This is a genomic window from Streptomyces sp. cmx-18-6, assembly GCF_046548915.1.
In the GTDB taxonomy this organism is placed as follows: Bacteria; Actinomycetota; Actinomycetes; order Streptomycetales; family Streptomycetaceae; genus Streptomyces.
Window position 1 is genome coordinate 251365 of sequence record NZ_JAEBEP010000011.1, and the last position, 22043, is coordinate 273407.

Sequence of the window (22043 nt, forward strand, 5' to 3'; positions counted from 1 at the left end):
GGAGGTCTACACGTGGTCGGTCAGACAGCCGCGCCACCCGGAAAGGGTCAGGCTCAGCCCGACTGCCGGGTCGACCACGGTGAACAGGAGGGGAAAGCCGGCTTCGAGGGCGCGTATCGCGTCGTCCTGACGCCGGTTGTCGGTGGCCCAGCACCGCAGCCCCTCGGGCGCGTCGGAGCCGTGGAAGCGGACGGGCCGCACGTCTCGGGTCGGCAGCGGCAGCGTGTCGGCGGCCGTGGCGAGCCCGTGGCCGTTGGCGAGGCGGAGGGCCTGTCTGCGGAGCCACAGGAGCACGAGCCGCCGGTTGCGTACGGTGACACCGCCGAGTGAGACGAACCGCTGCCCGTGCGACATGGTGACCTCGGCGGCGTAGCTCGCGCGCGTCATGCGGCATGCTCGTCGCTGTCGGTGCGGGTCAGGGCCCGGAGCCGGTCGGCCGCCGCCTCGATCGCATGCACCATCGCTTCGCGTTCGGCGTCCCGGTCGGTGATCGCCGCACCCAACCGGGCGAGGAACAGCGCCCGGTAGGCGGGGTCGGACTCGATACGTTGCAACTCGGCGAAGGGTACGTCGTGTTCGGCCGGGCTCGGAGTGAGCGCCCACATGAGGCCGGGGAAGCGGAGCCGCAGCCGGACCTCGGCGGCCCCGAGGGCGAGGGCGAGCCGAACCCGTAACCAGGCGAGGGTACTCACAGCACTTCCCCCCGACTGCGTGCGTTCATCCGCGCGATACGGGCCCGAAGCTGCTCTATGACCAGCGCGGGCCGTACGTACCGGGGCTCGACCTCCCACTCCCGCCTGCCGCCCACGGGCCGCAGCGACCAGTAGCAGCCGGCGACCCCACGGAACTCGCCCACGCGGTCGCCGCGACTGGTGTCGACCAGGAGCGCACCCACGGCGGGTGGCAAGGGCTCCATCTCCACTCGCACTTGTTCCCTTCTCTGCAGGGGTATGTCGATCGCCGGTACATGAGCGGGCACCGGGCCGCCGGAGGCCGTGCACGCAGCGCGGCCCTTCGCGGCTTGACGCCCGGTCAGCCTTGGGACGCCGTCACGTCCGGTGGAACGTGGTCAGGCGTGACGCGTCCCCGGAACTCCCTCGTGGGAGCGGTCGCCCGGCGTGATGAACAGTCAACCCGTAGTAGGCGTGAGGCGGTACGGTGACGAGGAGGGCAAGCGGTATCACGGGTATCACGGGGGCGGGAACGACCATGAGCGCACGGAACCAGCGGCTGCGGGATCGCATCTCCGAGTCGGGTCTCACCTATGAAGCACTCGCCAAGGCCGTCCGGCAGGTCGCTGCCGAGTGCGGCATCGAGTTGGCCACGAACAAGGGCATGATCCGGCACTGGCTCAACGGTGTCGTACCACAGGAGACGACCGCTCGATTCTTGGCCGCCGCCCTGTCCCGGCACCTCGGCCGTCTGCTCACGCCGGCCGACCTCGGCTTGCCCAGCCCGGATGTGGCAGACAATGACACTATGGGCCTGTCCCTCGGGGCGGACCCGATCGACGCCCTGGTGCCGATGTGGAGGGCCGAATTGGACCGGCGAACCTTCCTGACCAGCTCCGCCTACTCGGTGGCCGCTGCCGCACTGCCTCTCGACTACGTGCAGGAGGTGGTCGACAGGTCGGCTGCCGCTCGCACCGGACGCATCGTCGGAATGGCCGAGGTGCGTGCGGTGAGGGACATGGTGAGGATGTTTTCCGAGATGGACGAACGCCACGGCGGCCGCCACGGACGCTCAGCCCTGGTCCAGTACCTCCGCGACGACGTCGCACCGCTGTGCCGTGCCCGCTTCCGCAACGAGGAGATGCGCCAGCACATGCTCTCCGCCGCCAGCCGGGGTGTGCACCTCCTGGGCTGGAAGTCCTACGACGCGGGACAGCAGGGACTCGCCCAGCGCTACTACCTCCAGTCCTACGCACTGGCCGTCGAGTCGGGCATCACCGGGCACGACGGGTTCATCATGCGCACCATGGCCATGCAGGGTTTGAAGCTCCACCGTCCCGAGCACTGCCAGGGCCTCGCGGAAACCGGACTGAACCGAGCCAAGGGCAAGGTCGACAACGCGACCATGGCCCTGTTCCGTGTCGTCCACGCCCACACCCTCGCCAAGAGCAGACAACATCGAGCCGCTGTGGCCGAGGTCGAACGGGTCCGTGAACTCCTCGCCGCTGACAAGGGCGACGAGACTCCCTTCTGGGCTCTGGCCTGGGGACCACCCGCCGCGTCCGTCTACTCCCGGCTGGCCAAGGTGCACGAGACGCTGGGCGACTTCAGCGCCGCTGCCGCCCAGTACGCCCGAGCGGCGGCCGCCCGCCCCGCCACGACCTATGCGCGGATCGTCTCCCTCGACCTCGTGGCTGGCGCGGAGATGCAGCTCAAGCGTGGACGGATCGAGGAGGCGTGTGAGATCTGGAACCGGGCCATCGACCATATGGACGGCGTGCAGTCAACGCGTACACGCAAAGCTGTGAAGAACATGCGCAAGGACATCGCGAGGTTCCGCGCTCGCGGGGTGCGCTGTGCGGCGGAGCTCGATGAGCGCGCGCTCTACCTCCTCGGGCAGTAAGGAAACCGTCCCGTGGAGGACAATGAGACGGTCCTGGACGCGGCGGCCTATGTCCTTCTCCGAACTACTGGTGGGTGGCCACTTGGATCTCCCACTCGCGGCCACCTGACGGAAAGTCATCTGGCCGACGCCCAGGTGGAGACAGCCGATCGGCTCACTGAGCCTGCCCGGATGTCGCGTGAGTGAGGGGCGGGCCTAAGCTGTCCGGAAAGGAGAGGAACCCGTTTGATGGCCACCGACGCCAGCCGCCGTGAGCCCAAGTACCAGCGGATCGCGAACGCCTTGAAGGCGGAGATCCAGTCAGGAGCATGGGGAGCGGGGAGCCGCCTTCCCGGCGAGAACGACCTCATGGCGCAGTACGGCGTGGCGCGCATGACGGTTCGGCAGGCGTTGAGCGTGCTCCAGAGCGAAGGGCTGACGGAAGCGCGGAAAGGCGTGGGCGTTTTCGTTCGAGCCTTCCAGCCGCTCAGGCGTCGCGGGATCCAGCGGTTGGCGAGCGAGCAGTGGGGGTCCGGCCGCTCTGTCTGGGAAGCGGACCTTGAGGGTCGGGACCTGGTGGTGGACCAGCTGGAGGTACGCGAGGGGGCTGCCCCGGAGGGTGTGGCGCGGGTGCTGGGACTCGGGGGCGAGGGGCGGGCCTGGATCAGGAGTCGCCGGTTCGTCCTGGACGGTAAACCGGTCCTGCTGTCGACCTCGTACCTCCCCACGTCCCTGGTCGGGGGCTCGGCCATCACCCAGCCGGACACGGGCCCGGGCGGCGTCTACGCGCGATTGGCCGAACTGGGCCGCCGACCCGTCCGCTTCCGGGAGGAGATCCGCTCCCGGATGCCCCTGCCGGAGGAGGCGTCGAAGCTGAGCCTTCCTGCCGGTACGCCCGTCATACTCGTCTGCCGGACCGCTTTCGCGGAGGAGGATCGCCGCCCCGTGGAGGTCAACGAGATGGTCCTGGACGCGGCGGCCTATGTCCTGGAGTACGACTTCGACGCGTGAACCGCGCGGCACCGTCCCGCCCCGCGCCCCGACGCCCCGGCGGCCCCGCTCAGTGCCCGCTGCTCTCGTAATGGCGGGACTGCCGCTCCCAGAAGCGGTACGCGGCGTACATGAGCACGACGCCGATGCCCGGAGCGCCCCAGGCGAGCCATTCCGGCACGGCGAGTTCCTCCTCCCGGTCCATCAGCACGGTCGCCGGCAGATAGGCGACGAAGGCCAGCGGGAAGACGAAGGTCAGCCCGAAGCCGGCCACCGGGCCGAAGATCTTCAGCGGGTAGTTGCCGAAGTCGCTGAAGATCATGTCGATGGCGAACTTGATGGGGGAGACCCGCTTCATCCTGAAGACCAGCGCCGAGGCGGCCAGTTGCAGGGCGCCTTCCACCAGTGCACCGCCCACCACCGCGAGCAGGAGGAAGCAGACGGCTCCCGGCGACCAGTCGACCGGCGCGGAGGCCGAGGCGATGGACAGGAGGACCAGTCCGCCCGTCAGGTCGCCGATCGAGCTCAGCCCCACCCTGCGGGTGAGGAGCTGGACCAGCGGCGGCGCCGGACGGACGAGATAGCGGTCGTACTCGCCCTCGACGACGACATGGTCGACGTGGATCAGCTGGTGACCGGGGAGCAGCCACAGGCCGTGGGCGGTGAGCCTCATCCCGTAGAGGAAGGCGATCTCCCCCAGTCCCCAGCCGCCGACCTGCCCGAAGCGGTCCAGCACCGCCCAGATGAAGGCCAGCCCGACGCCCTGGTAGAACAGGCCGCCGATGATGTTGATGAACAGGTTCCCCCGGTACTGGAACTCGGCGCGGAACGCCGCACCCGCCAGCAGCAGATAGACGCGCGGACCTCGCATCATCCCTCATCCCCCCTGTGACATGACGCGGTGCCGGGCGCGCGACCAGACGAACGCGGCCAGTGCCCCGAGCGCGGTGATCCACGCGAGCTGGACCCCGAGGGCGGCCGCGATGCCCGCGCCCTCGACCTGGCCCAGGTAGACGGCCGCCGGGGTGTACGCGGTGGCCTGGAAGGGCAGCCACTCCGCGGCCGTCCTGACCGGGCCGGGCATGAACCACAGCGGGACCAGGGCGCCGGAGAAGAACTGCGCGACGAAGCGGTAGGCCATGAGGGCGCCGCTCACCTCCAGGGTCCAGAAGGAGACCATGCCGAGCAGCAGCCCGAGCAACTGGTTCACGAGCAGCGCGCCGATCAGCGCCACGGGGTAGGCGAACCCCGCGGCCGCCGAGGCGGGCGCCCGGCCCGCGCCGATCAGCAGCGCGAACGGCAGGGCCACCAGCAGGACCGGGACCGCGGCCGACGCCTACCCGAGCTGGCCGGCGAGCATCTGCCCGGGGAAGCCGATGGGCCGCAGCAGGTCCACGGCGACCTTGCCCTCCCGTACCCGCTGGTCGACGGGGGAGGACCGCCACGGGCTGACGAGCTGGTACTGGAGCGTCGTCAGCGTCGCGTACGCCGTCATGGTGGTGAGGCTGAGTCCGTCCACCTCCGCACGGCCGTCGTAGAGGGCCTTCCAGACCACCGTCAGCAACCAGATCTGCAGGAGCATCATCGCGAAGGACGACCAGTAGGACGTGCGGTACGTCAGTGCGGCCCGGAACTCCATCCGGGCGCAGGCGAAATGGGCCCGGAGCAGCGTCGCCCATGGCCGCTTCGCGGCGGCGGGGGGCGTCTTCGCCGCGGCGCGGGCCGTCGTGGCGGTCATCCGCGGTCCGCGTAGATCCGGTGGATGACGCTCTCCAGCTCGGGTTCCACGATCGACAGATCGGTCACCCGGTGCTGCGCCAGCACCGCGGCCACCAGTTCGGCGGGCGGTGTGCGGACGGGGTCGAAGCGCAGCCACACCTTGCCCTCCTCCCGGCGGACGACCTCCGCGCCCTCCACGCTCTCCAGCCGGTCGGTCTGCACCACGAGTTCGCGGTGCGGGGCGTAGCGGGTCTTGAGCTCGTCCACCGCTCCGTCGTAGGCGACTTTGCCGTGGTCGATGAGGATGATCCGGTCGCAGAGTTCCTCGACGTCGTCGAGGTCGTGGGTGGTGAGGACGACCGTGGTGCCCGATGCGCGGTTCAGCTCCCCGACGAAGGCGCGTATCCGCTCCTTGGCGATGACGTCGAGCCCGACGGTCGGCTCGTCCAGGTAGAGGATGTCCGGGTCGTAGAGCATCGCGGCGGCCAGGTCGCCGCGCATCCTCTGGCCCAGAGAGAGCTGGCGGACGGGGGTGTCGAGGAACGGACCGAGGTCGAGCACCTCGCTGAACTGCCGCTGCTTCTCGCGGAACCGGGCCTGCGGCACGTCGTAGAGACGGCTGATCAGCCAGAGCGAGTCGCGCAGTGGCAGGTCCCACCAGAGCTGGCTGCGCTGGCCGAAGACCACGCCTATCCGGCGGGCGTTGCGGGACCGCTCTCGCCAGGGCGTGGCGCCGGCCACCGTGACCGTGCCGGACGTGGGCACGAGGATGCCGGTGAGCATCTTGATCGTGGTGGACTTCCCCGCACCGTTGGGGCCGAGATAGCCGACCATCTCGCCCTGCTGGACCTCGAAGTTCACGCCGTCGACAGCACGCTTGACGGTCTGCTCACGCGTCAGCAGCGTGCGGATGCCCGCGAAGGCGCCCTCCTGCCGTTTGGGCCGCGTGAACTCCTTGACGAGGTCTGCCACTTCGATGACGGACATGTGCGCCTCTCCTGGAGCGGGCCGGCCCTGTCGGGCGGGGTCGAGCGGAGAGTGTGCACACGAAGGCTTGGTCTAGTCCAATTGATTTCCGCTCGGCCGGTCTTCTCCGAGCCGTGATCTCGCCCTGCCGCGGTCCGCGGGGCCGCGTCGCGCCCTCTCTCCCGGAGCGCCGGCACCGCCATCCCGCGGTTTCGAAGCGCGCCGGAGGGGCAACCGGCCGCCATGGACACCGAAGAGAGCATCGAAGAGACGCCCGTGACCCAGGGGGACGAGCACCACGTCCTCCTCAGCGCGGACACCAACGGCGACGGGAAGCCCGATGTGTGGGTCACCGACACGACCGGCGACGGCGCGGCGGACCTGTACCAGTTCGACACCACCGGTGACGGGAAGGTCGACGTGACGGTCGTCGAGGGAGGGGACGAGCCCGGCACGGACCGGCTCGTCGTGGAGGGCGACGGCGGGCACCCGCAGCAGGTCTGAGCGATCCGGTGACGGGGCCCCGGCCACCCGGTACGGGCGCACACGACGCAGCGCCGCCCCACCGTGCTGAACGCACAGCGGGGCGGCGCCACCGGAACAAGCTGCCGCAACAGACGGCCAGGGCCTAGAACTCGTCGTCGAACCCGACCGAGCCCTCGACCGCCACCTGGTAGGCGGACGGGCGGCGCTCGAAGAAGTTCGTGAGCTCCTGGACGCCCTGGAGCTCCATGAACGAGAACGGGTTCTCGGAGCCGTACACCGTGGGGAAGCCCAGGCGGGCGAGCCGCTGGTCGGCGACGCACTCCAGGTACTGGCGCATCGACTCGGTGTTCATGCCCGGCAGGCCCTCGCCGCACAGGTCGCGGCCGAACTGGAGCTCCGCCTCGACCGCTTCCTTCAGCATGTCGGTGACCTGCTGCTGGAGCGCGTCGTCGAAGAGCTCCGGCTCCTCCTTGCGGACGGTGTCCACGACCTCGAACGCGAAGTTCATGTGCATCGTCTCGTCACGGAACACCCAGTTGGTGCCCGTGGCGAGACCGTGCAGCAGCCCGCGCGAGCGGAACCAGTACACGTACGCGAACGCGCCGTAGAAGAAGAGCCCCTCGATGCACGCCGCGAAGCAGATCAGGTTCAGCAGGAAGCGGCGGCGGTCGGCCTTCGTCTCCAGCTGGTCGATCTTCTCGACCGAGTCCATCCACTTGAAGCAGAACTGGGCCTTCTCACGGATCGAGGGGATCTCCTCGACCGCGTCGAACGCCGCCGCCCGGTCGTCCGGGTCGGGCAGATAGGTGTCCAGCAGCGTCAGATAGAACTGGACGTGCACGGCCTCCTCGAACAGCTGCCGCGACAGGTAGAGCCGCGCCTCGGGGGAGTTGATGTGCTTGTACAGCGTCAGCACGAGGTTGTTGGAGACGATCGAGTCACCGGTCGCGAAGAACGCCACCAGCCGGCCGATCATGTGCTGCTCGCCCGGCGACAGCTTCGCGAGGTCGGCGACGTCCGAGTGGAGGTCGACCTCCTCCACGGTCCAGGTGTTCTTGATCGCGTCCCGGTAGCGCTCGTAGAAGTCCGGGTAGCGCATGGGACGCAGGGTCAGCTCGAAGCCCGGGTCGAGCAAGTTCTTGTTGTCGTTGGTGCTCATTACTGGCATGCCTCGCAGGACTCAGGGTTTTCGAGGGAGCAGGCGATGGCGTCCGCGTCGGGAGCCGAAGCCTGCTGTACGGGAATGGGGGCGGCGGCCGCCACCTGCCCGGACGCGGCACGGGCGATCCGGGTCGCCGGGCGCGAACGCAGGTAGTACGTCGTCTTCAGCCCCTGCTTCCAGGCGTACGCGTACATCGAGGAGAGCTTGCCGATCGTCGGCGTCTCCAGGAACAGGTTGAGCGACTGGCTCTGGTCGAGGAACGGCGTACGGGCCGCCGCCATGTCGATCAGACCGCGCTGCGGGATCTCCCACGCGGTGCGGTACAGCGCCCGCACGTCCTCGGGGATCCAGGCGAAGCCCTGCACGGAGCCGCTGGCCTCGCGCAGCGCCTCACGGGTGCGGGCGTCCCACACGCCGAGCTTCTTCAGCTCGTCCACCAGGTAGGCGTTGACCTGGAGGAACTCACCGCTGAGCGTCTCGCGCTTGAACAGGTTGGAGACCTGCGGCTCGATGCACTCGTACACACCGGCGATCGAGGCGATCGTGGCGGTCGGCGCGATGGCCAGCAGCAGCGAGTTGCGCATGCCGGTCTTCGCGACCCGGGCGCGCAGCGCGTCCCAGCGCTCCGGCCAGTTCAGCTCGGTGTCGTAGTGGTCGGGGTGCAGCACACCGCGCGCGGCACGCGTCTCGGACCAGGCGGGCAGCGGGCCGGACCGCTCGGCGAGGTCGCAGGACGCCTCGTACGCGGCCAGCATGATGCGCTCGGAGATCTTCGTCGAGAGCGCGCGGGCCTGCGGCGAGTCGAACGGCAGCCGCAGCTGGAAGAAGACGTCCTGGAGGCCCATGGCGCCCAGGCCGACCGGACGCCAGCGGGAGTTGGAGCGCCCGGCCTGCTCGGTCGGGTAGAAGTTGATGTCGACGACCCGGTCGAGGAAGGTGACCGCGGTGCGGACCGTGGAGTCCAGGCGCTCCCAGTCGATCGAGCCGTTCGCCACGAACGCGCCCAGGTTGACCGAGCCCAGGTTGCAGACGGCCGTCTCGCCGTCGTCGGTGACTTCGAGGATCTCGGTGCACAGGTTCGAGGAGTGCACGACCCGGCCCGGCTCGGCGGTCTGGTTCGCGGTCCGGTTGGAGGCGTCCTTGAACGTCATCCAGCCCTGGCCGGTCTGCGCGAGGGTCCGCATCATCCGGCCGTACAGCTCACGCGCCGGAATCGTCTTGCGGGCCAGGCCCTTGGCCTCGGCCGCCCGGTAGGCGGCGTCGAACTCGTCGCCCCACAGGTCGACCAGCTCGGGGACCTCGGCGGGGGAGAACAGCGACCAGACGGTGTCCGCGTCGACGCGGCGCATGAACTCGTCCGGGATCCAGTGCGCCAGGTTCAGGTTGTGCGTACGGCGCTGGTCCTCACCGGTGTTGTCGCGGAGCTCGAGGAACTCCTCGATGTCCGCGTGCCAGGTCTCCAGGTAGACCGCGGCCGCGCCCTTGCGCCGGCCGCCCTGGTTCACCGCCGCCACGGAGGCGTCCAGCGTCTTGAGGAACGGCACGATGCCGTTGGAGTGCCCGTTGGTGCCCCGGATCAGCGAACCACGGGCGCGGATGCGGGAGTAGGAGAGGCCGATGCCGCCCGCGTGCTTCGAGAGGCGCGCCACCTGGTGGTAGCGGTCGTAGATCGAGTCCAGCTCGTCCTTCGGCGAGTCCAGCAGATAGCAGGAGGACATCTGCGGGTGCCGGGTGCCGGAGTTGAAGAGCGTGGGGGAGGAGGGGAGGTAGTCGAGCTTGCTCATCAGCCCGTAGAGCGCGGCGACCTCGTCCAGCGCCCGCACCGACTCGTCCTCGGCGAGGCCCGCGGCCACACGCAGCATGAAGTGCTGCGGGGTCTCGATGACCTGGCGGGTGATCGGGTGGCGCAGCAGGTAGCGGCTGTGCAGCGTACGGAGGCCGAAGTAGCCGAAACGGTCGTCCGCGCCCTCGGCGAGCGTCCGCTCCACGAGCTCGTCCAGCGCCTTGGCGTGCAGCTCCACGAAGGCCGCGGTGCGGTCGGCGATCAGGCCCTCGCGGTGGCCCACCGCGACGGAGGCGGAGAAGGACGTCGCGCCCTGGCTCGCGGCCTCGTCGGCGATCGTACGGGTCAGCAGCCGGGCGGCGAGTTTGGAGTACGCCGGGTCCTCGGAGATCAGGCCCGCGGCGGCCTCGGTGGCCAGCGAGCGGAGCTCGGCCTCGTCGGACCGGGCGTTGCGCCCGCGCAGCGCGGAGGCGGCGACCCGTCCGGGGTCGGTGTCGGGCAGATCGACGGTGAGGTCGGTCAGGGTCCGCAGCAGGGCGGTCCCGGGTCCGTCGTTCGTGCCTGCTCCGGACGTGGTGGAGGCAGCGGATTCGGTGGCTGAAACCGGATCGGCGGGCGCGATGGTCACTGGGCTTTCCCTCGCTCGGCTGGGGGCCGGCGGCGGGAAGGGGGAGCCGGGCAGCACGGTGCCATGAAGGCAGCACTGCACACGGCGTCCACCGGCCCATCCGCGAGGCCCGGACGTCTGGCGTCCGGTTCGGTCGAGCCGGACGCGCTGTCGACAGGTCGTCGGACTACGGGTGTGCAAAAGCACACTGATCACACCGTTGCGGGACAGTTCCGGATTCACACCGGATTCCCCTGCGGCGACAGCGAGGTCGAGCATACATGTGGGGGCCGCCCGATGAGGAAGCCCCCACATGTTGTGTCGGCGTGAACAGAAGTTGGTGTGACGGTCTGGTTTCTTCGCCCGCCTTTTTCCGTATCGGCGGCGTACGTACGCCCCCTTCCGAGGCCGCGAAAAGGGGCCGCCGCGCCCTTGGAAGGGGTGCGACGGCCCCGATCGGCCGGTGGTGGTCAGCAGCAGCGGAAGCCCTCGCGGGGGTCCGCCTCGCGGGCGTCCATACGGCTCCGCTCGAAGGCGCGGCGGGTCATCACCGGCGTGTCCGGATCGTGGGACCTGGCGTGCGCCACGTACCGGTCGTACACCGACTCGCCGGTCAGCTCACGGACGTACCAGCGGATCCGCCCCGCCACCCTCCGTACGTCCGCGACGGTCATGTCCGGCTCCCGGTCCCCGCCGACTCCTTGCGGATGCCGCCCTCGGGGCCGACGCCCGCCGCGATCAGCTCGGCCTTCTCCTCCTTGGTGGCGAAGATGGAGGCGGGGGCGACGAGCTTGGACTCGACGTACGGCGTCTCGTGGAGCTTGACGCTCTCCGGGTCGCGGATCGCGTTGAAGCAGACCCGGCCGGCGTCCACGAGCACCACGATGATGAGGACGGCGAAGAGGGCGCACAGCACGCCGTCGACGGTGGAGTTGGTGACGACGGTCCGCATGTCGTCCATGTTCTTGGCGGGCGCCAGCACCTCGCCCGCGTCGATGCCCGCCTGGTACTTGTCGCGCTGGGCGAAGAAGCCCACCTTCACGTCCGGCGAGAAGATCTTCTGCCAGCTCGCGGTGAGGGTGACCGCCACGTCCCAGGCGAGCGGGACCGCGGTGACCCACGCCCACTTCAGCCGGCCGGACTTGACGAGCAGCGTGGTGCAGACGGCGAGTGCGACGGCGGCCAGCAGCTGGTTGGCGATGCCGAAGAGCGGGAAGAGCTGGTTGATGCCGCCCAGCGGGTCGTGCACGCCGACCCAGAGGAAGTAGCCCCAGCCGCCGACGACCACGGCGCTGGCGAACCAGACGCCCGGCTTCCAGCTGACCTGGCGGAACGGCTTGTAGACGTTGCCCAGCATGTCCTGGAGCATGAAGCGCCCGACCCGGGTGCCGGCGTCCACGGTGGTGAGGATGAACAGTGCCTCGAACATGATGGCGAAGTGGTACCAGAACGCCTTCATGGCCGTGCCACCGATGACCGCCGAGAAGATCTCCGCCATCCCGAGCGCGAACGTCGGCGCGCCGCCGGTCCGGGAGAGCAGACTCTGCTCCTCGACGTCCTTGGCGGCCTGGGCCAGGGCGTCCGGGGTGATGGTGAAGCCGAAGTTGGCCACCGCCTCGGACGCGGACTGGACGCTGTCGCCGATCACGCCGACCGGCGCGTTGATGGCGAAGTAGAGGCCGGGGTCGATGATGCAGGCGGCGATCATCGCCATGATCGCCACGAACGACTCGGTCAGCATCGCGCCGTAGCCGATCATCCGGATCTGCGTCTCCTTCTGGACCATCTTCGGGGTGGTGCCCGAGGAGACCAGGGAGTGGAAGCCGGAGAGCGCGCCGCAGGCGATGGTGATGAAGACGAACGGGAACATCGAACCGGCGAAGACCGGGCCCGCGCCGCTGGTGGCGAAGTCGGTGACCGCGGGCATCTTCAGCGTCGGCATCGCGACGACCACGCCGAGGGCCAGCAGCCCGATCGTGCCGACCTTCATGAAGGTGGAGAGGTAGTCGCGCGGGGCCAGCAGCAGCCACACGGGGAGCACCGAGGCGAGGAACCCGTACACGATCATCCAGATGACCAGCGTGCCCGGTTCCAGGGTGAAGAAGTCCGCCCACGACGACTCGGCCACCCAGCCGCCCGCGACGATCGCGAGCAGCAGCAGCGCCACGCCTATGACCGACACCTCGCTGACCTTTCCGGGCCGCAGGATGCGCAGGTAGACGCCCATGAAGAGGGCGATCGGGATCGTCATGCCGATGGAGAAGACGCCCCAGGGCGAGTGGGCGAGCGCGTTCACGATGACCAGCGCGAGGACCGCGAGCAGGATGATCATGATGACGAACACCGCGACCAGGGCGGCGACGCCGCCGACCGGGCCGATCTCGTCCCGCGCGATCTGGCCGAGCGAACGGCCGTTGCGGCGGGTGGAGAAGAAGAGCGTCACCATGTCCTGGACGGCGCCGGCGAAGATGACGCCGACGACGAGCCAGATCGTGCCGGGCAGATAGCCCATCTGCGCGGCGAGCACGGGACCGACCAGCGGGCCCGCCCCGGCGATGGCGGCGAAGTGGTGGCCGAACAGGACCCGGCGGTCGGTGGGGTGGAAGTCGACGCCGTTGTCCAGCAGTTCGGCGGGGGTCGCGCGGTTCTTGTCGGCCTTCAGCACCCGGTTCGCGATGAACCGGGAGTAGAAGCGGTACGCGATGGCGTACGAGCCGAGGGCCGCCGCCAGCATCCAGGCGGCGGAGACCTCCTCACCGCGCGAGAGCGCGAGGGTGGCCCAGCCGATGGCGCCGACGAGGGCGACGAGGCTCCAGACGACGATGGACTTCGGGGTCAGCGGCCGCCGTCCTGACGTCTGTGGAACCGGTGGTGCTGGTGTGGGCGATTCCGGCATATCGATCCGTCCCCTCGCGTGATCACTGTCGTAACGTGCGCGAAATCTAGGTGCTGCGACCGCCGTCCGGAACCCCTGTCCGCATACCGGTCGCGCATCCCCGATGTCTCCACCGAAGTTCCGCAGTAGGGACACGGACGGGAGGACGGATCGGTTCACCCGGACCGGCCCCACCTGGGATGACCGAAAACAGGCGGTGGCCCGGGGAGGAGATCCCCGGGCCACCGCCTGTCCGTGCGCCGCGTTCCCTCGGTGGGGCGGCGGTTTCCTCAGCCTGTCGGCCGCTTGAGGCGGGCCACGAACTTGTACCGGTCGCCCCGGTACACCGAACGCACCCACTCCACGGGTTCGCCCTGGCCGTCGACCGAATGACGGGAGAGCATCAGCATCGGCAGACCTACGTCCGTACCCAGCAGCCCCGCCTCACGAGGGGTGGCGAGCGAGGTCTCGATGGTCTCCTCGGCCTCGGCGAGACGGACGTCGTACACCTCGGCGAGCGCGGTGTAGAGAGAGGTGTACTTCACCAGCGAACGGCGCAGCGCCGGGAAGCGTTTGGCCGAAAGATGGGTGGTCTCGATCGCCATCGGCTCCCCGCTGGCGAGCCGCAGCCGCTCGATCCGCAGCACACGGCCGCCCGTGGAGATGTCCAGCAGCCCGGCGAGCGTGTCGTCCGCCGTCACATAGCCGATGTCGAGCAGCTGGGACGTCGGCTCCAGGCCCTGGGCGCGCATGTCCTCGGTGTACGAGGTCAGCTGGAGGGCCTGGGAGACCTTCGGCTTGGCGACGAACGTCCCCTTGCCCTGGATCCGCTCCAGCCGGCCCTCGACGACCAGCTCCTGGAGGGCCTGGCGCACGGTGGTGCGCGAGGTGTCGAACTCGGCCGCCAGCGTGCGCTCGGGCGGCACCGGGGTGCCGGGCGGCAGGGTGTCGGTCATGTCGAGGAGATGCCGCTTGAGCCGGTAGTACTTCGGTACGCGCGCGGTGCGCGTACCGTTGCCGGTCTCGCTCCCCGAACTGCCCCCGTCGGCGCCCATGGCCCGCCTTTCCGACGCTTGCGTTGCTGCCGTCACCGGCTCCTCCGTCTGTCGCGGCTCACATGGTGGCACGGTCGGCTCACGGGTCGTCGCCCTCCCTTAGGTGTCGGTCCTATAACGGACGCGAGTGCACTTCTTATACACCCTTGACACCCCTAAAGGTCTAGGCCAAGCTCCCGGTACTGGTCTAAACCATTAAAGACCAGGTCCAGCCCCAGCAGAACTCGTCGAATGACTTCGCGGTGGGTGGGGTTGCAGCATCCCTGAGGAGGGTTTGACGTGAAGCGCAAGCTCATCGCGGCTATCGGTGTCGCGGGCATGTTGGTTTCGGTCGCGGCGTGCGGTACTGACGACAAGGCATCGTCGCAGGACCCGAAGGACCGCAAGGAAGACCTGACCGTCTGGCTCATGGGCGAGGCCCGCTCGACCTGGCCGGAGCTGGTCAAGGACGTCAACGCCGAGTTCAACAAGAAGTACCCGAACGTCAAGGTCAAGGTTCAGTACCAGCAGTGGGCCGACAAGGTCAAGAAGCTTGACACCTCCCTCGCCGGCGACAAATTCCCCGACGTCGTCGAACTCGGCAACACCGAGACCATGCAGTACATCCTGAATGGTGCGCTCGGGGAAATCGACCCCAAGAAGTACGAGAACTCGGACACCTGGATCAAGGGTCTGAAGGACACGTGCACCTTCGAGGGCAAGACCTACTGTGTTCCTTACTACGCCAGCGCCCGTCTGGCCGTCTACAACAAGGACATGCTGAAGGCCGGCACCGGCAGCGACGAGCTCCCGCAGACCGAGGACGAGTTCCTCGCGGCGATGGACAAGGTCTCCGCCGAGCTCGGCAAGAAGGACAAGCGCGCCTCCACGCTGTACCTCCCGGGCCGCTACTGGTACGCCGCGATGTCCTACGTCGCCGCCTACGGTGGCCAGATAGCCAAGTACGACGAGGGGGCCAAGGAGTGGAAGTCCACGCTTTCCACCCCGGAGGCGCAGAAGGGCCTTGAGCACTTCATCAACCTGGTCAAGAAGTACAACAAGGGCGACCAGCTGAAGGACGAGCAGGACCACGCCAACGTCATGGCCAACGAGAAGGCCGCCGTGATCTACGGCCAGGCGTGGGAGGCCGGCAGCGTCTGGGGCGGCGAGAACGGCAACCCCAAGCTCGAGAAGTCGATCGCGACGGCCGGTATGCCCGGCCCCGAGGGCAAGGCCCTCCCGTCCTTCATCGGCGGCTCGGACCTGGCGACGATCTCCAAGTCCAAGAAGCAGGACCTGGGCGAGGAGTGGATCGCCCTCTTCACCAACGCGAAGGGCGGCGAGGTCCTCGCGTCGAAGAACGTCCTTCCGAACAACGAGAAGCAGCTCGAGCCGCTGAAGAGCAAGCCGGAGACCGCCGCCATCGCCAACGCGGTGCCGGACGCCTGGTTCACGCCGATCGCGCCGGGCTGGGCCTCGGTCGAGAAGGAGGAGATCCTGGAGAACCTGCTCCTCGAGATCCTCAAGGGCACCTCCGTCGCCGACGCCACCAAGACGGCCGACGACAAGGTCAACGCGCTGATCAACAAGGAATCCTGACCCTTCCTTCCGATCGCCAGGCGGGGGTCCGGCGCAGTGCCGGGCCCCCGCTCCTTTCCAGAAGTGCACGCCGTGAATTCCGGGGCCCGCCCCGGACCCGCGATGGAAGGTCAGCCACGTGTCTGCCGCTGATACCAAGGCCGTCGGGCCGCCGGTCCCCGTACCACCCGACCCGCAGCCGACCGGGAAGTCGTCCACCGACGACGCCCCCCGGGCACAGAAGACGAGACGGAAGAAGGGCGCACTTCTCCCCTACTTCCTGATCCTCCCGGCGATCGTGGCGATCGCCGCCGTCTACCTCTACCCGCTGGGCAAGACGGTAGTCATGTCCTTCCAGGACATGGGCCGGCGTGAGCTGTGGTCGGGCGAGCCCGCCCCGTGGGTGGGCTTCGAGCAGTTCACCAACATCCTCAGCGACCCCGAGTTCTGGTGGGTCACCTTCCGCACAGTGGCCTTCATGGCCGTCTGTGTGACGCTGACCATGGGCATCGGGCTCCTCGTCGCCCTGCTCATGCGCAAGCTCTCCACCTGGGTCCGGCTCGTCCTGACGGTCGCCCTGATCGCCGCCTGGTCGATGCCGCTGATGGTCGCCGCCTCGATCTTCCGGTTCATGGCCGACTCCGACTACGGCCTGCTCAACACCCTGATCGCCAAGGTCGTCGGCGAGGACTGGCTCGGGCACAACTGGTACCTCAACCCCGTCCAGGGCTTCGGCATCATCACCCTGCTCGTCGTCTGGGGCGCCATCCCGTTCGTCGTCGTCACCCTGTACGCCGCCCTCACCCAGGTCCCCCAGGAGCTGGAGGAAGCGGCGTCGCTCGACGGCGCCAGCGCGTACGGCATCTACAAGTACGTCACCTGGCCGGTCATCAAGCCGGTCTTCACCATGGTCGCCACCCTCTCGGTGATCTGGGACTTCAACGTCTTCGGCCAGATCTGGCTGCTGCGCGGCAACAAGCCGGAGCCGGAGTACAAGACGCTCGGCCTCTACTCCTACTCCAAGGCGTTCGAGTCCACGTCCTTCAGCCAGGGCACCGCGATCGCCCTCATCACGGTGCTGCTGCTGTCCGGCGTGGCCGTGTACTACCTGCGCCAGCTCATGAAGACGGGAGAGGTCGAATGAGCAGCACGACCGAAACACAGGCGCTGCGTCCCGACCGCAAGAAGAGCCGGCTGCACCTCGACATCATCGGCCTCGGCATCGCCGCGGTCATGATCTTCCCGGTCTACTGGCTGATCATCAGCGCCCTGCGGCCCAACCACGAGATCCGCAGCTACGACCAGACCCTGTGGCCCTCCTCGTTCACCCTGGACAACTTCGTCCGGGCCACCGAGCAGCAGAACTTCGTCACCGCCATCCAGTCCAGCCTGATCGTCGCCGGCACCGCGGTGCTCGGCGGCATGATCATCGCGACGCTGGCGGCCCTGGCGATCGGCCGGTTCCGGTTCTTCGGCCGCAAGGCCATCCTGCTGGTCATGATCCTGGTCCAGATGCTGCCGCCCACGGCGATGCTCATCCCGATCTACGCCCAGCTCAACGCGATGGGCGGGATCGACGAGTACTGGGGCCTGATCGTCGTCTACCTGGTCTCCACGCTGCCCTTCGCCACCATCATGATCCGCGGCTTCGTCGTGAACATCCCGGTGGAGCTGGAGGAGTCCGCGATGGTGGACGGCTGCACCCGCTTCCAAGCGTTCCGCCGGGTGATCTTCCCGCTGCTGGCCCCCGGGCTCGCCGCCGCGTCGATCTTCGCCCTGGTGAACGCGTGGAACGAGTACCTCTTCGCGTACATCCTGATCAACGACAACTCCAAGTACACGCTCAACGTCTGGCTGATGACGTTCACCACCGAGCGCGGAACGGACTACGGCGCCCTCATGGCGGCCTCGACCATGATCGCCCTGCCCGTCGTCATCTTCTTCATGATCATCCAGAAGAAGATGGCCGCAGGTCTCACTTCCGGCGCCGTGAAGGGATAGTGCGGGCCCATGACCACCCTCGTTTCCACCACGGACACCGTGACGCGCGACGCGCTCGCCGTGCTCCAGCCCGGCTTCACCGGAACGACCGCGCCGGACTGGCTGCTGCGCCGCGTCGGTGAGGGCCTCGCCTCGGTCGGGCTGTTCGGCCGCAACATCGACTCGCCCGAGCAGCTCGCCGCCCTCACCGCGCGGCTGCGCTCCGAGCGGGACGACGTCCTCGTCGCGATCGACGAGGAGGGCGGCGACGTGACCCGCCTGGAGGTCAGGCACGGCTCCTCGTTCCCCGGCAACTTCGCCCTCGGCTCGGTCGACGACGTCCACCTCACCCGGGCCGTCGCCCAGGAGCTGGGCCGCCGGCTCGCCGAGTGCGGCGTCAACCTCAACTGGGCACCGTCCGCCGACGTCAACTCCAACCCGGGCAACCCGGTCATCGGCGTACGCTCCTTCGGCGCCGACACCCGGCTGGTCGCCCGGCACACCGCCGCGTACGTCGAGGGCCTCCAGGCCGCCGGCGTCGCCGCCTGCACCAAGCACTTCCCCGGTCACGGCGACACCGCGGTCGACTCGCACCACGCGCTGCCCCGCATCGATGTGGACCTCGACACCCTGCACGCCCGTGAACTGCTGCCTTTCCGGGCAGCCATCGCCGCGGGTTCCAAATCGGTGATGAGCGCGCATATCCTGCTTCCCGCACTCGACCCGGACCGCCCGGCGACCCTGAGCCCGCAGATCCTCACCGGTCTGCTGCGCCAGGAGCTGGGCTACGACGGCCTGATCGTCACGGACGGCATGGAGATGGACGCCATCTCCAAGACCTACGGCATCGAGCGCGGATCGGTCCTCGCGATCGCCGCAGGCGCCGACGCCATCTGCGTCGGCGGCGGGCTGGCCGACGAGGAGACGGTGCTGCGGCTGCGCGACGCCCTCGTCGCGGCGGTGCGCAGCGGGGAACTGCCCGAGGAGCGGCTCGCGGACGCGGCCGCCCGTGTACGAGCCCTCGCGTCCTGGACGCGCGGGGCCCGGGGGGACGTTCCGGAGCCGGGCGCGGAAGTGCAGGAGGGGACCGCGCCCGGCACCGGAGTCAGCTCCGACATCGGCCTGGTGGCCGCCCGCCGCGCGGTCAGGGTCACCGGCTCCGGCGACCTGCTGACCGAACCGGGGTACGTCGCGGAGTTCGGCCCGGTGGCGAACATCGCGGTCGGCGCCGAGACCCCCTGGGGCATCGCCGCCGAACTGGGCCGGGTCCTGCCCGGCACCGGCGCGGACACCTACACCGGCGCGAACACCGACCCGGCCGCCGAGATCCTGGCCGCGGCGGGGGAGCGGCGCGTCGTCGCCGTCGTCCGCGACGTGCACCGGCACGCCTGGATGGCCGACGCGCTGGACGCGCTGCTGGCGGCGCGCCCGGACACGATCGTGGTCGAGATGGGCCTCCCCGAGTCAGAACCCCGGGGAGCCCTGCACGTGGCAACCCACGGCGCGTCCCGCGTCTGCGGCCTGGCAGCGGTAGAGGCGGTCACGGGCACGAAGGGCTGACGACCACATCAAGCCCGTCCGGCGGTGCCCAAGCCTGGGGCCGGCCACACCAAGCCCGTCCGGCGATTGAGGACAGGGCAGGTGGGGCCGGCCCATTCAAGCCCGTCCTGGGGTGACCAAGCCTGGGACCGGCCCATTCAAGCCCGTCCCGCGGTGACCAAGCCTGGGGCCGGCCACATCAAGCCCGTCCCGCGGTGACCAAGCCTCGGGCCGGCCACACCAAGCCCGTCCGGCGATTGAGGACAAAGCCTCTCGCCGGACGGGCGGCACGACGGCCGAGGGCCGGGACACCATCAGGTGTCCCGGCCCTCGGCCGTAGGCGTACAGGCCCTACAACCCCTGCCACACCGGCTTCGCCGCATACGTGGCGCGGAAGTAGTCCGCCAGCTTCAGCTTCGACGCGGCGGCCTCGTCCACGACCACCGTCACGTGCGGGTGCAACTGCAACGCCGAGGCGGGCACGACCGCGGCGACCGGCCCCTCCACCATCTGGGCGACGGCCTCCGCCTTGCCCTCCCCGGTGGCCAGCAGGATCGGGTGACGGGCGTCCAGGATCGTCCCGATGCCCTGCGTGATCACGTGGTGCGGCACCTGGTCGATGTCGTCGTCGAAGAAGCGCGCGTTGTCCACCCGGGTCTGCTGGGTCAGCGTCTTGATCCGGGTGCGCGAGGCGAGCGAGGAGCACGGCTCGTTGAAGCCGATGTGTCCGTCCGTGCCGATGCCCAGCAGCTGCAGGTCGACCCCGCCGGCCTCCGCCAGCGCCCGGTCGTACGCCTCGCAGGCGGCCTGGATGTCCTCGGCGGAGCCGTCCGGGCCCATGAAGGACGCCTCGGAGAGCCCGAGCGGTTCGACGACCTCGCGCAGGACGACGGAGCGGTACGACTCCGGGTGGTCCGCCGGCAGCCCGACGTACTCGTCCAGCTGGCAGACGCGGGCGCGCGATGCGTCGACGGCCCCGGAGGCGACCTTGGCGGCCAGCGCGCGGTAGACGGGCAGCGGGGTGGAGCCGGTGGCAACGCCGAGCAGGGCGTCGGGCTTGCGGCTGAGAAGAGAAGCGATGGCCTCCGCGATCAGTTCGCCGCCTGCCGTGGCGTCCGGGACGATGACAACTTCCACGCTGTGCCTGCCGATCTGCTAGTAGGGTCCTGTGGTATAGACCAATCAAAGGCCCAATCTAGCAGAATCGGGCAGCCGTGCGATGAACTGCTCACACATCCGTCCACCCGCCCGGCCCGCTGGCGGCCCCCGGGATTGCCTGGTCGACTTGTCCGGTAGACGACACCGCACGGGAGGCACCCGACATGTCCGCCACCCCTCCGCCCGCCCGGGCCGAGCAGGACGACGACGTACCCGGCCGCATCATGTCCGGCGAGATGGCCGAGCAGCCGGCGATGCTCCGGCGCATCCTCGAACAGGGCGCGCCCCGCATCCGCGAAGTGGCCGCCGAGATCGCCGCCAGGAAGCCCCGCTTCGTCCTGCTCACCGCGCGCGGCACCTCCGACAACGCGGCGCTCTACGCGAAGTACCTGCTGGAGATCCGCCTCGGCCTGCCCTGCGGCCTCGCGTCCATGTCCACCACGACGGCGTACGGGGCCAAGCCCGATCTGCGGGACGTCCTGGTGATCACCGTCAGTCAGTCGGGCGGTTCGCCGGACCTGGTGGCCTCCACGCGGGCGGCCCGGGAGGCCGGTGCGGTCACTCTCGCGGTCACCAACAACCCGGACTCGGCGCTGGCGGCGGTCTCCGAGTACCACATCGACATCCTGGCGGGCCCGGAGAAGGCGCTCCCGGCCACCAAGACGTACACGGCCTCCCTGCTCTCCCTCTACCTCTTCGTGGAGGGCCTGGGCGGCGGCGACGGCGCCGACGCGGCGGCCGCCCTGCCCGACCTGGCGGGCGCGATCCTGGGCCGCCGGGCCGAGGTGAAGGCCCTCGCCTCGCGCTACCGCTTCGCCGAACGCATGGTGATCACCTCGCGCGGCTACGGCTACCCCACGGCCAAGGAAGCGGCCCTGAAGCTCATGGAGACCAGCTACATCCCCGCTCTCTCCTACTCGGGCGCCGACCTGCTGCACGGCCCGCTGGCCATGGTCGACAACATCTCCCCGGTGATCGCCGTGGTCACCGACGGCCGGGGCGGCGAGGCCCTCCAGCCGGTGCTGGACCGGCTGCGGGGGCGCGGCGCGGACCTGTTCGTGGTCGGCCCGAAGGCCCAGGTGGAGGCGGCGTCGGCGGGCTTCGCGCTGCCGACGTCGGGGGTGCCGGAGGAGTTGCAGCCGATCCTGGAGATCCTGCCGCTGCAGATGCTGGCGTACGAGGTCACCATCGCGCGCGGCCAGGACCCGGACTCCCCACGCGCCCTGGCGAAGGTCACGGAGACCCGCTGAGCACCTGAGCCGCACCGAGCGGGCAGGGGCCGGGGGGCTGGTCACCGCAGGACGCGAAAAGCCCCCGGAAACACCCGCGGGCCACGGCGCCGGAGCGGGACCCTCAGCCCGCCCGGCACCGCAGCCCGGAGCTGCGGGCCTGCCTTTCGGAACAGGCCGGGCTCCCGGGCCCCGGCACGCACATCTGCGGCGTTGTCGTCGGTCGCCGACTTCCCCGAGCTCTCGACAAGCTCGAGCGGGGGAGACCCCACTGCGTCGACTCCCTCCTCCGCCTTGCAGCTGCACGCACCGGACCCCGCTCGCTGATCCGGCCTGTTCCAAAAGGCAGGCCCTACCTGGCCGGCGGTGTGCGGTGCCTCCGGC

The 22043-nt window shown here is 69.4% G+C and carries 21 protein-coding genes and 1 riboswitch; of the genes, 8 read left to right on the top strand and 13 right to left on the bottom strand.

Annotated elements, in window-relative coordinates:
* Nucleotides 1–6: 6 nt before the first annotated feature.
* From ACLJPL_RS25305 to ACLJPL_RS25315, 3 genes are read right to left on the bottom strand one after another with little or no spacing between them, the layout of a single operon-like run.
* Nucleotides 7–387 (bottom strand): hypothetical protein, encoded by a 381-nt coding sequence (locus tag ACLJPL_RS25305; RefSeq protein ID WP_411083219.1) that lies wholly within the window; start codon nucleotides 385–387, stop codon nucleotides 7–9.
* Complete coding sequence (locus tag ACLJPL_RS25310) at nucleotides 384–692, bottom strand: hypothetical protein (RefSeq protein WP_411083220.1); 309 nt, start codon at nucleotides 690–692, stop codon at nucleotides 384–386. The genes ACLJPL_RS25305 and ACLJPL_RS25310 overlap by 4 nt, the downstream gene beginning before the upstream one ends.
* Nucleotides 689–916, bottom strand: a complete 228-nt coding sequence (locus ACLJPL_RS25315; protein WP_411083275.1) for a hypothetical protein — start codon at nucleotides 914–916, stop codon at nucleotides 689–691. Before ACLJPL_RS25315 ends, ACLJPL_RS25310 begins: the two co-directional genes overlap by 4 nt.
* 293 nt (nucleotides 917–1209) lie before the next feature.
* Here ACLJPL_RS25315 and ACLJPL_RS25320 point away from each other — a divergent pair, with 293 nt between their 5' ends.
* The gene (locus tag ACLJPL_RS25320; RefSeq protein WP_411083221.1) at nucleotides 1210–2574 is read left to right on the top strand and encodes a hypothetical protein; all 1365 of its coding nucleotides are present in this window, start codon (nucleotides 1210–1212) and stop codon (nucleotides 2572–2574) included.
* Between the two features lie 228 nt (nucleotides 2575–2802).
* Complete coding sequence (locus ACLJPL_RS25325) at nucleotides 2803–3564, top strand: GntR family transcriptional regulator (RefSeq protein WP_411083222.1); 762 nt, start codon at nucleotides 2803–2805, stop codon at nucleotides 3562–3564.
* A gap of 49 nt (nucleotides 3565–3613) precedes the next feature.
* Here the strand turns inward: ACLJPL_RS25325 and ACLJPL_RS25330 are convergent, their stop codons facing one another.
* From ACLJPL_RS25330 to ACLJPL_RS25345, 4 genes are read right to left on the bottom strand one after another with little or no spacing between them, the layout of a single operon-like run.
* Complete coding sequence (locus ACLJPL_RS25330) at nucleotides 3614–4414, bottom strand: ABC transporter permease (protein WP_411083223.1); 801 nt, start codon at nucleotides 4412–4414, stop codon at nucleotides 3614–3616.
* 6 nt (nucleotides 4415–4420) lie between these two features.
* Nucleotides 4421–4852 carry an ABC-2 family transporter protein gene (locus tag ACLJPL_RS25335; RefSeq protein ID WP_411083224.1) on the bottom strand — a complete coding sequence of 144 codons (432 nt, stop codon included), beginning with the start codon at nucleotides 4850–4852 and terminating at the stop codon, nucleotides 4421–4423.
* Nucleotides 4853–4879: 27 nt separating this feature from the next.
* On the bottom strand, nucleotides 4880–5281 hold the full coding sequence (locus ACLJPL_RS25340; protein ID WP_411083225.1) for a hypothetical protein: 402 nt from the start codon (nucleotides 5279–5281) through the stop codon (nucleotides 4880–4882).
* Nucleotides 5278–6249 carry an ATP-binding cassette domain-containing protein gene (locus ACLJPL_RS25345; RefSeq protein WP_411083226.1) on the bottom strand — a complete coding sequence of 324 codons (972 nt, stop codon included), beginning with the start codon at nucleotides 6247–6249 and terminating at the stop codon, nucleotides 5278–5280. Before ACLJPL_RS25345 ends, ACLJPL_RS25340 begins: the two co-directional genes overlap by 4 nt.
* Before the next feature lie 222 nt (nucleotides 6250–6471).
* Here ACLJPL_RS25345 and ACLJPL_RS25350 point away from each other — a divergent pair, with 222 nt between their 5' ends.
* Nucleotides 6472–6732, top strand: coding sequence for a hypothetical protein (locus tag ACLJPL_RS25350; RefSeq protein WP_411083227.1), 261 nt, complete (start codon nucleotides 6472–6474; stop codon nucleotides 6730–6732).
* Between the two features lie 124 nt (nucleotides 6733–6856).
* Here ACLJPL_RS25350 and ACLJPL_RS25355 read toward each other — a convergent pair whose 3' ends face one another.
* The 5 genes from ACLJPL_RS25355 to ACLJPL_RS25375 form a co-directional block, all read right to left on the bottom strand.
* Nucleotides 6857–7873, bottom strand: a complete 1017-nt coding sequence (locus tag ACLJPL_RS25355; RefSeq protein ID WP_411083228.1) for a ribonucleotide-diphosphate reductase subunit beta — start codon at nucleotides 7871–7873, stop codon at nucleotides 6857–6859.
* Nucleotides 7873–10287 (bottom strand): ribonucleoside-diphosphate reductase subunit alpha, encoded by a 2415-nt coding sequence (locus ACLJPL_RS25360; RefSeq protein WP_411083229.1) that lies wholly within the window; start codon nucleotides 10285–10287, stop codon nucleotides 7873–7875. Before ACLJPL_RS25360 ends, ACLJPL_RS25355 begins: the two co-directional genes overlap by 1 nt.
* A 134-nt stretch (nucleotides 10288–10421) precedes the next feature.
* Nucleotides 10422–10557: riboswitch (cobalamin riboswitch) on the bottom strand.
* Between the two features lie 179 nt (nucleotides 10558–10736).
* Nucleotides 10737–10940, bottom strand: coding sequence for a YbdD/YjiX family protein (locus tag ACLJPL_RS25365; protein ID WP_411083230.1), 204 nt, complete (start codon nucleotides 10938–10940; stop codon nucleotides 10737–10739).
* Nucleotides 10937–13162, bottom strand: coding sequence for a carbon starvation CstA family protein (locus ACLJPL_RS25370; protein ID WP_411083231.1), 2226 nt, complete (start codon nucleotides 13160–13162; stop codon nucleotides 10937–10939). The genes ACLJPL_RS25365 and ACLJPL_RS25370 overlap by 4 nt, the downstream gene beginning before the upstream one ends.
* Before the next feature lie 269 nt (nucleotides 13163–13431).
* Nucleotides 13432–14196, bottom strand: a complete 765-nt coding sequence (locus ACLJPL_RS25375) for a GntR family transcriptional regulator (RefSeq protein WP_411083232.1) — start codon at nucleotides 14194–14196, stop codon at nucleotides 13432–13434.
* A 279-nt stretch (nucleotides 14197–14475) separates the two neighbouring features.
* Here ACLJPL_RS25375 and ACLJPL_RS25380 point away from each other — a divergent pair, with 279 nt between their 5' ends.
* The 4 genes from ACLJPL_RS25380 (at nucleotide 14476) to ACLJPL_RS25395 (ending at nucleotide 19293) form a co-directional block, all read left to right on the top strand.
* Nucleotides 14476–15774 carry a sugar ABC transporter substrate-binding protein gene (locus ACLJPL_RS25380; RefSeq protein WP_411083233.1) on the top strand — a complete coding sequence of 433 codons (1299 nt, stop codon included), beginning with the start codon at nucleotides 14476–14478 and terminating at the stop codon, nucleotides 15772–15774.
* A 118-nt stretch (nucleotides 15775–15892) separates the two neighbouring features.
* Nucleotides 15893–16897, top strand: a complete 1005-nt coding sequence (locus ACLJPL_RS25385; RefSeq protein WP_411083234.1) for a carbohydrate ABC transporter permease — start codon at nucleotides 15893–15895, stop codon at nucleotides 16895–16897.
* Nucleotides 16894–17754 carry a carbohydrate ABC transporter permease gene (locus ACLJPL_RS25390; RefSeq protein ID WP_411083235.1) on the top strand — a complete coding sequence of 287 codons (861 nt, stop codon included), beginning with the start codon at nucleotides 16894–16896 and terminating at the stop codon, nucleotides 17752–17754. The genes ACLJPL_RS25385 and ACLJPL_RS25390 overlap by 4 nt, the downstream gene beginning before the upstream one ends.
* 9 nt (nucleotides 17755–17763) lie before the next feature.
* On the top strand, nucleotides 17764–19293 hold the full coding sequence (locus ACLJPL_RS25395) for a glycoside hydrolase family 3 protein (RefSeq protein ID WP_411083236.1): 1530 nt from the start codon (nucleotides 17764–17766) through the stop codon (nucleotides 19291–19293).
* Between the two features lie 330 nt (nucleotides 19294–19623).
* Here the strand turns inward: ACLJPL_RS25395 and nagB are convergent, their stop codons facing one another.
* Nucleotides 19624–20409, bottom strand: coding sequence for a glucosamine-6-phosphate deaminase (nagB, locus tag ACLJPL_RS25400; RefSeq protein ID WP_411083237.1), 786 nt, complete (start codon nucleotides 20407–20409; stop codon nucleotides 19624–19626).
* A gap of 185 nt (nucleotides 20410–20594) precedes the next feature.
* Between nagB and ACLJPL_RS25405 the strand changes: the two genes are divergently transcribed.
* A complete protein-coding gene (locus tag ACLJPL_RS25405; RefSeq protein ID WP_411083238.1) occupies nucleotides 20595–21680 on the top strand; it encodes an SIS domain-containing protein in 1086 nt (361 codons plus the stop codon).
* The last annotated feature ends 363 nt before the right edge of the window (nucleotides 21681–22043 follow it).

Coding starts and splice junctions, on each gene's coding strand:
- ACLJPL_RS25330 (WP_411083223.1), bottom strand. CDS start 4,414: ATGCGAGGTCCGCGCGTCTATCTGCTGCTGGCGGGTGCGGCGTTCCGC.
- ACLJPL_RS25325 (WP_411083222.1), top strand. CDS start 2,803: ATGGCCACCGACGCCAGCCGCCGTGAGCCCAAGTACCAGCGGATCGCG.
- ACLJPL_RS25390 (WP_411083235.1), top strand. CDS start 16,894: ATGAGCAGCACGACCGAAACACAGGCGCTGCGTCCCGACCGCAAGAAG.
- ACLJPL_RS25405 (WP_411083238.1), top strand. CDS start 20,595: ATGTCCGCCACCCCTCCGCCCGCCCGGGCCGAGCAGGACGACGACGTA.
- ACLJPL_RS25395 (WP_411083236.1), top strand. CDS start 17,764: ATGACCACCCTCGTTTCCACCACGGACACCGTGACGCGCGACGCGCTC.
- ACLJPL_RS25365 (WP_411083230.1), bottom strand. CDS start 10,940: ATGACCGTCGCGGACGTACGGAGGGTGGCGGGGCGGATCCGCTGGTAC.
- ACLJPL_RS25340 (WP_411083225.1), bottom strand. CDS start 5,281: ATGACCGCCACGACGGCCCGCGCCGCGGCGAAGACGCCCCCCGCCGCC.
- ACLJPL_RS25315 (WP_411083275.1), bottom strand. CDS start 916: ATGGAGCCCTTGCCACCCGCCGTGGGTGCGCTCCTGGTCGACACCAGT.
- ACLJPL_RS25370 (WP_411083231.1), bottom strand. CDS start 13,162: ATGCCGGAATCGCCCACACCAGCACCACCGGTTCCACAGACGTCAGGA.
- ACLJPL_RS25355 (WP_411083228.1), bottom strand. CDS start 7,873: ATGAGCACCAACGACAACAAGAACTTGCTCGACCCGGGCTTCGAGCTG.
- ACLJPL_RS25375 (WP_411083232.1), bottom strand. CDS start 14,196: ATGGGCGCCGACGGGGGCAGTTCGGGGAGCGAGACCGGCAACGGTACG.
- ACLJPL_RS25350 (WP_411083227.1), top strand. CDS start 6,472: ATGGACACCGAAGAGAGCATCGAAGAGACGCCCGTGACCCAGGGGGAC.
- ACLJPL_RS25345 (WP_411083226.1), bottom strand. CDS start 6,249: ATGTCCGTCATCGAAGTGGCAGACCTCGTCAAGGAGTTCACGCGGCCC.
- ACLJPL_RS25305 (WP_411083219.1), bottom strand. CDS start 387: ATGACGCGCGCGAGCTACGCCGCCGAGGTCACCATGTCGCACGGGCAG.
- ACLJPL_RS25320 (WP_411083221.1), top strand. CDS start 1,210: ATGAGCGCACGGAACCAGCGGCTGCGGGATCGCATCTCCGAGTCGGGT.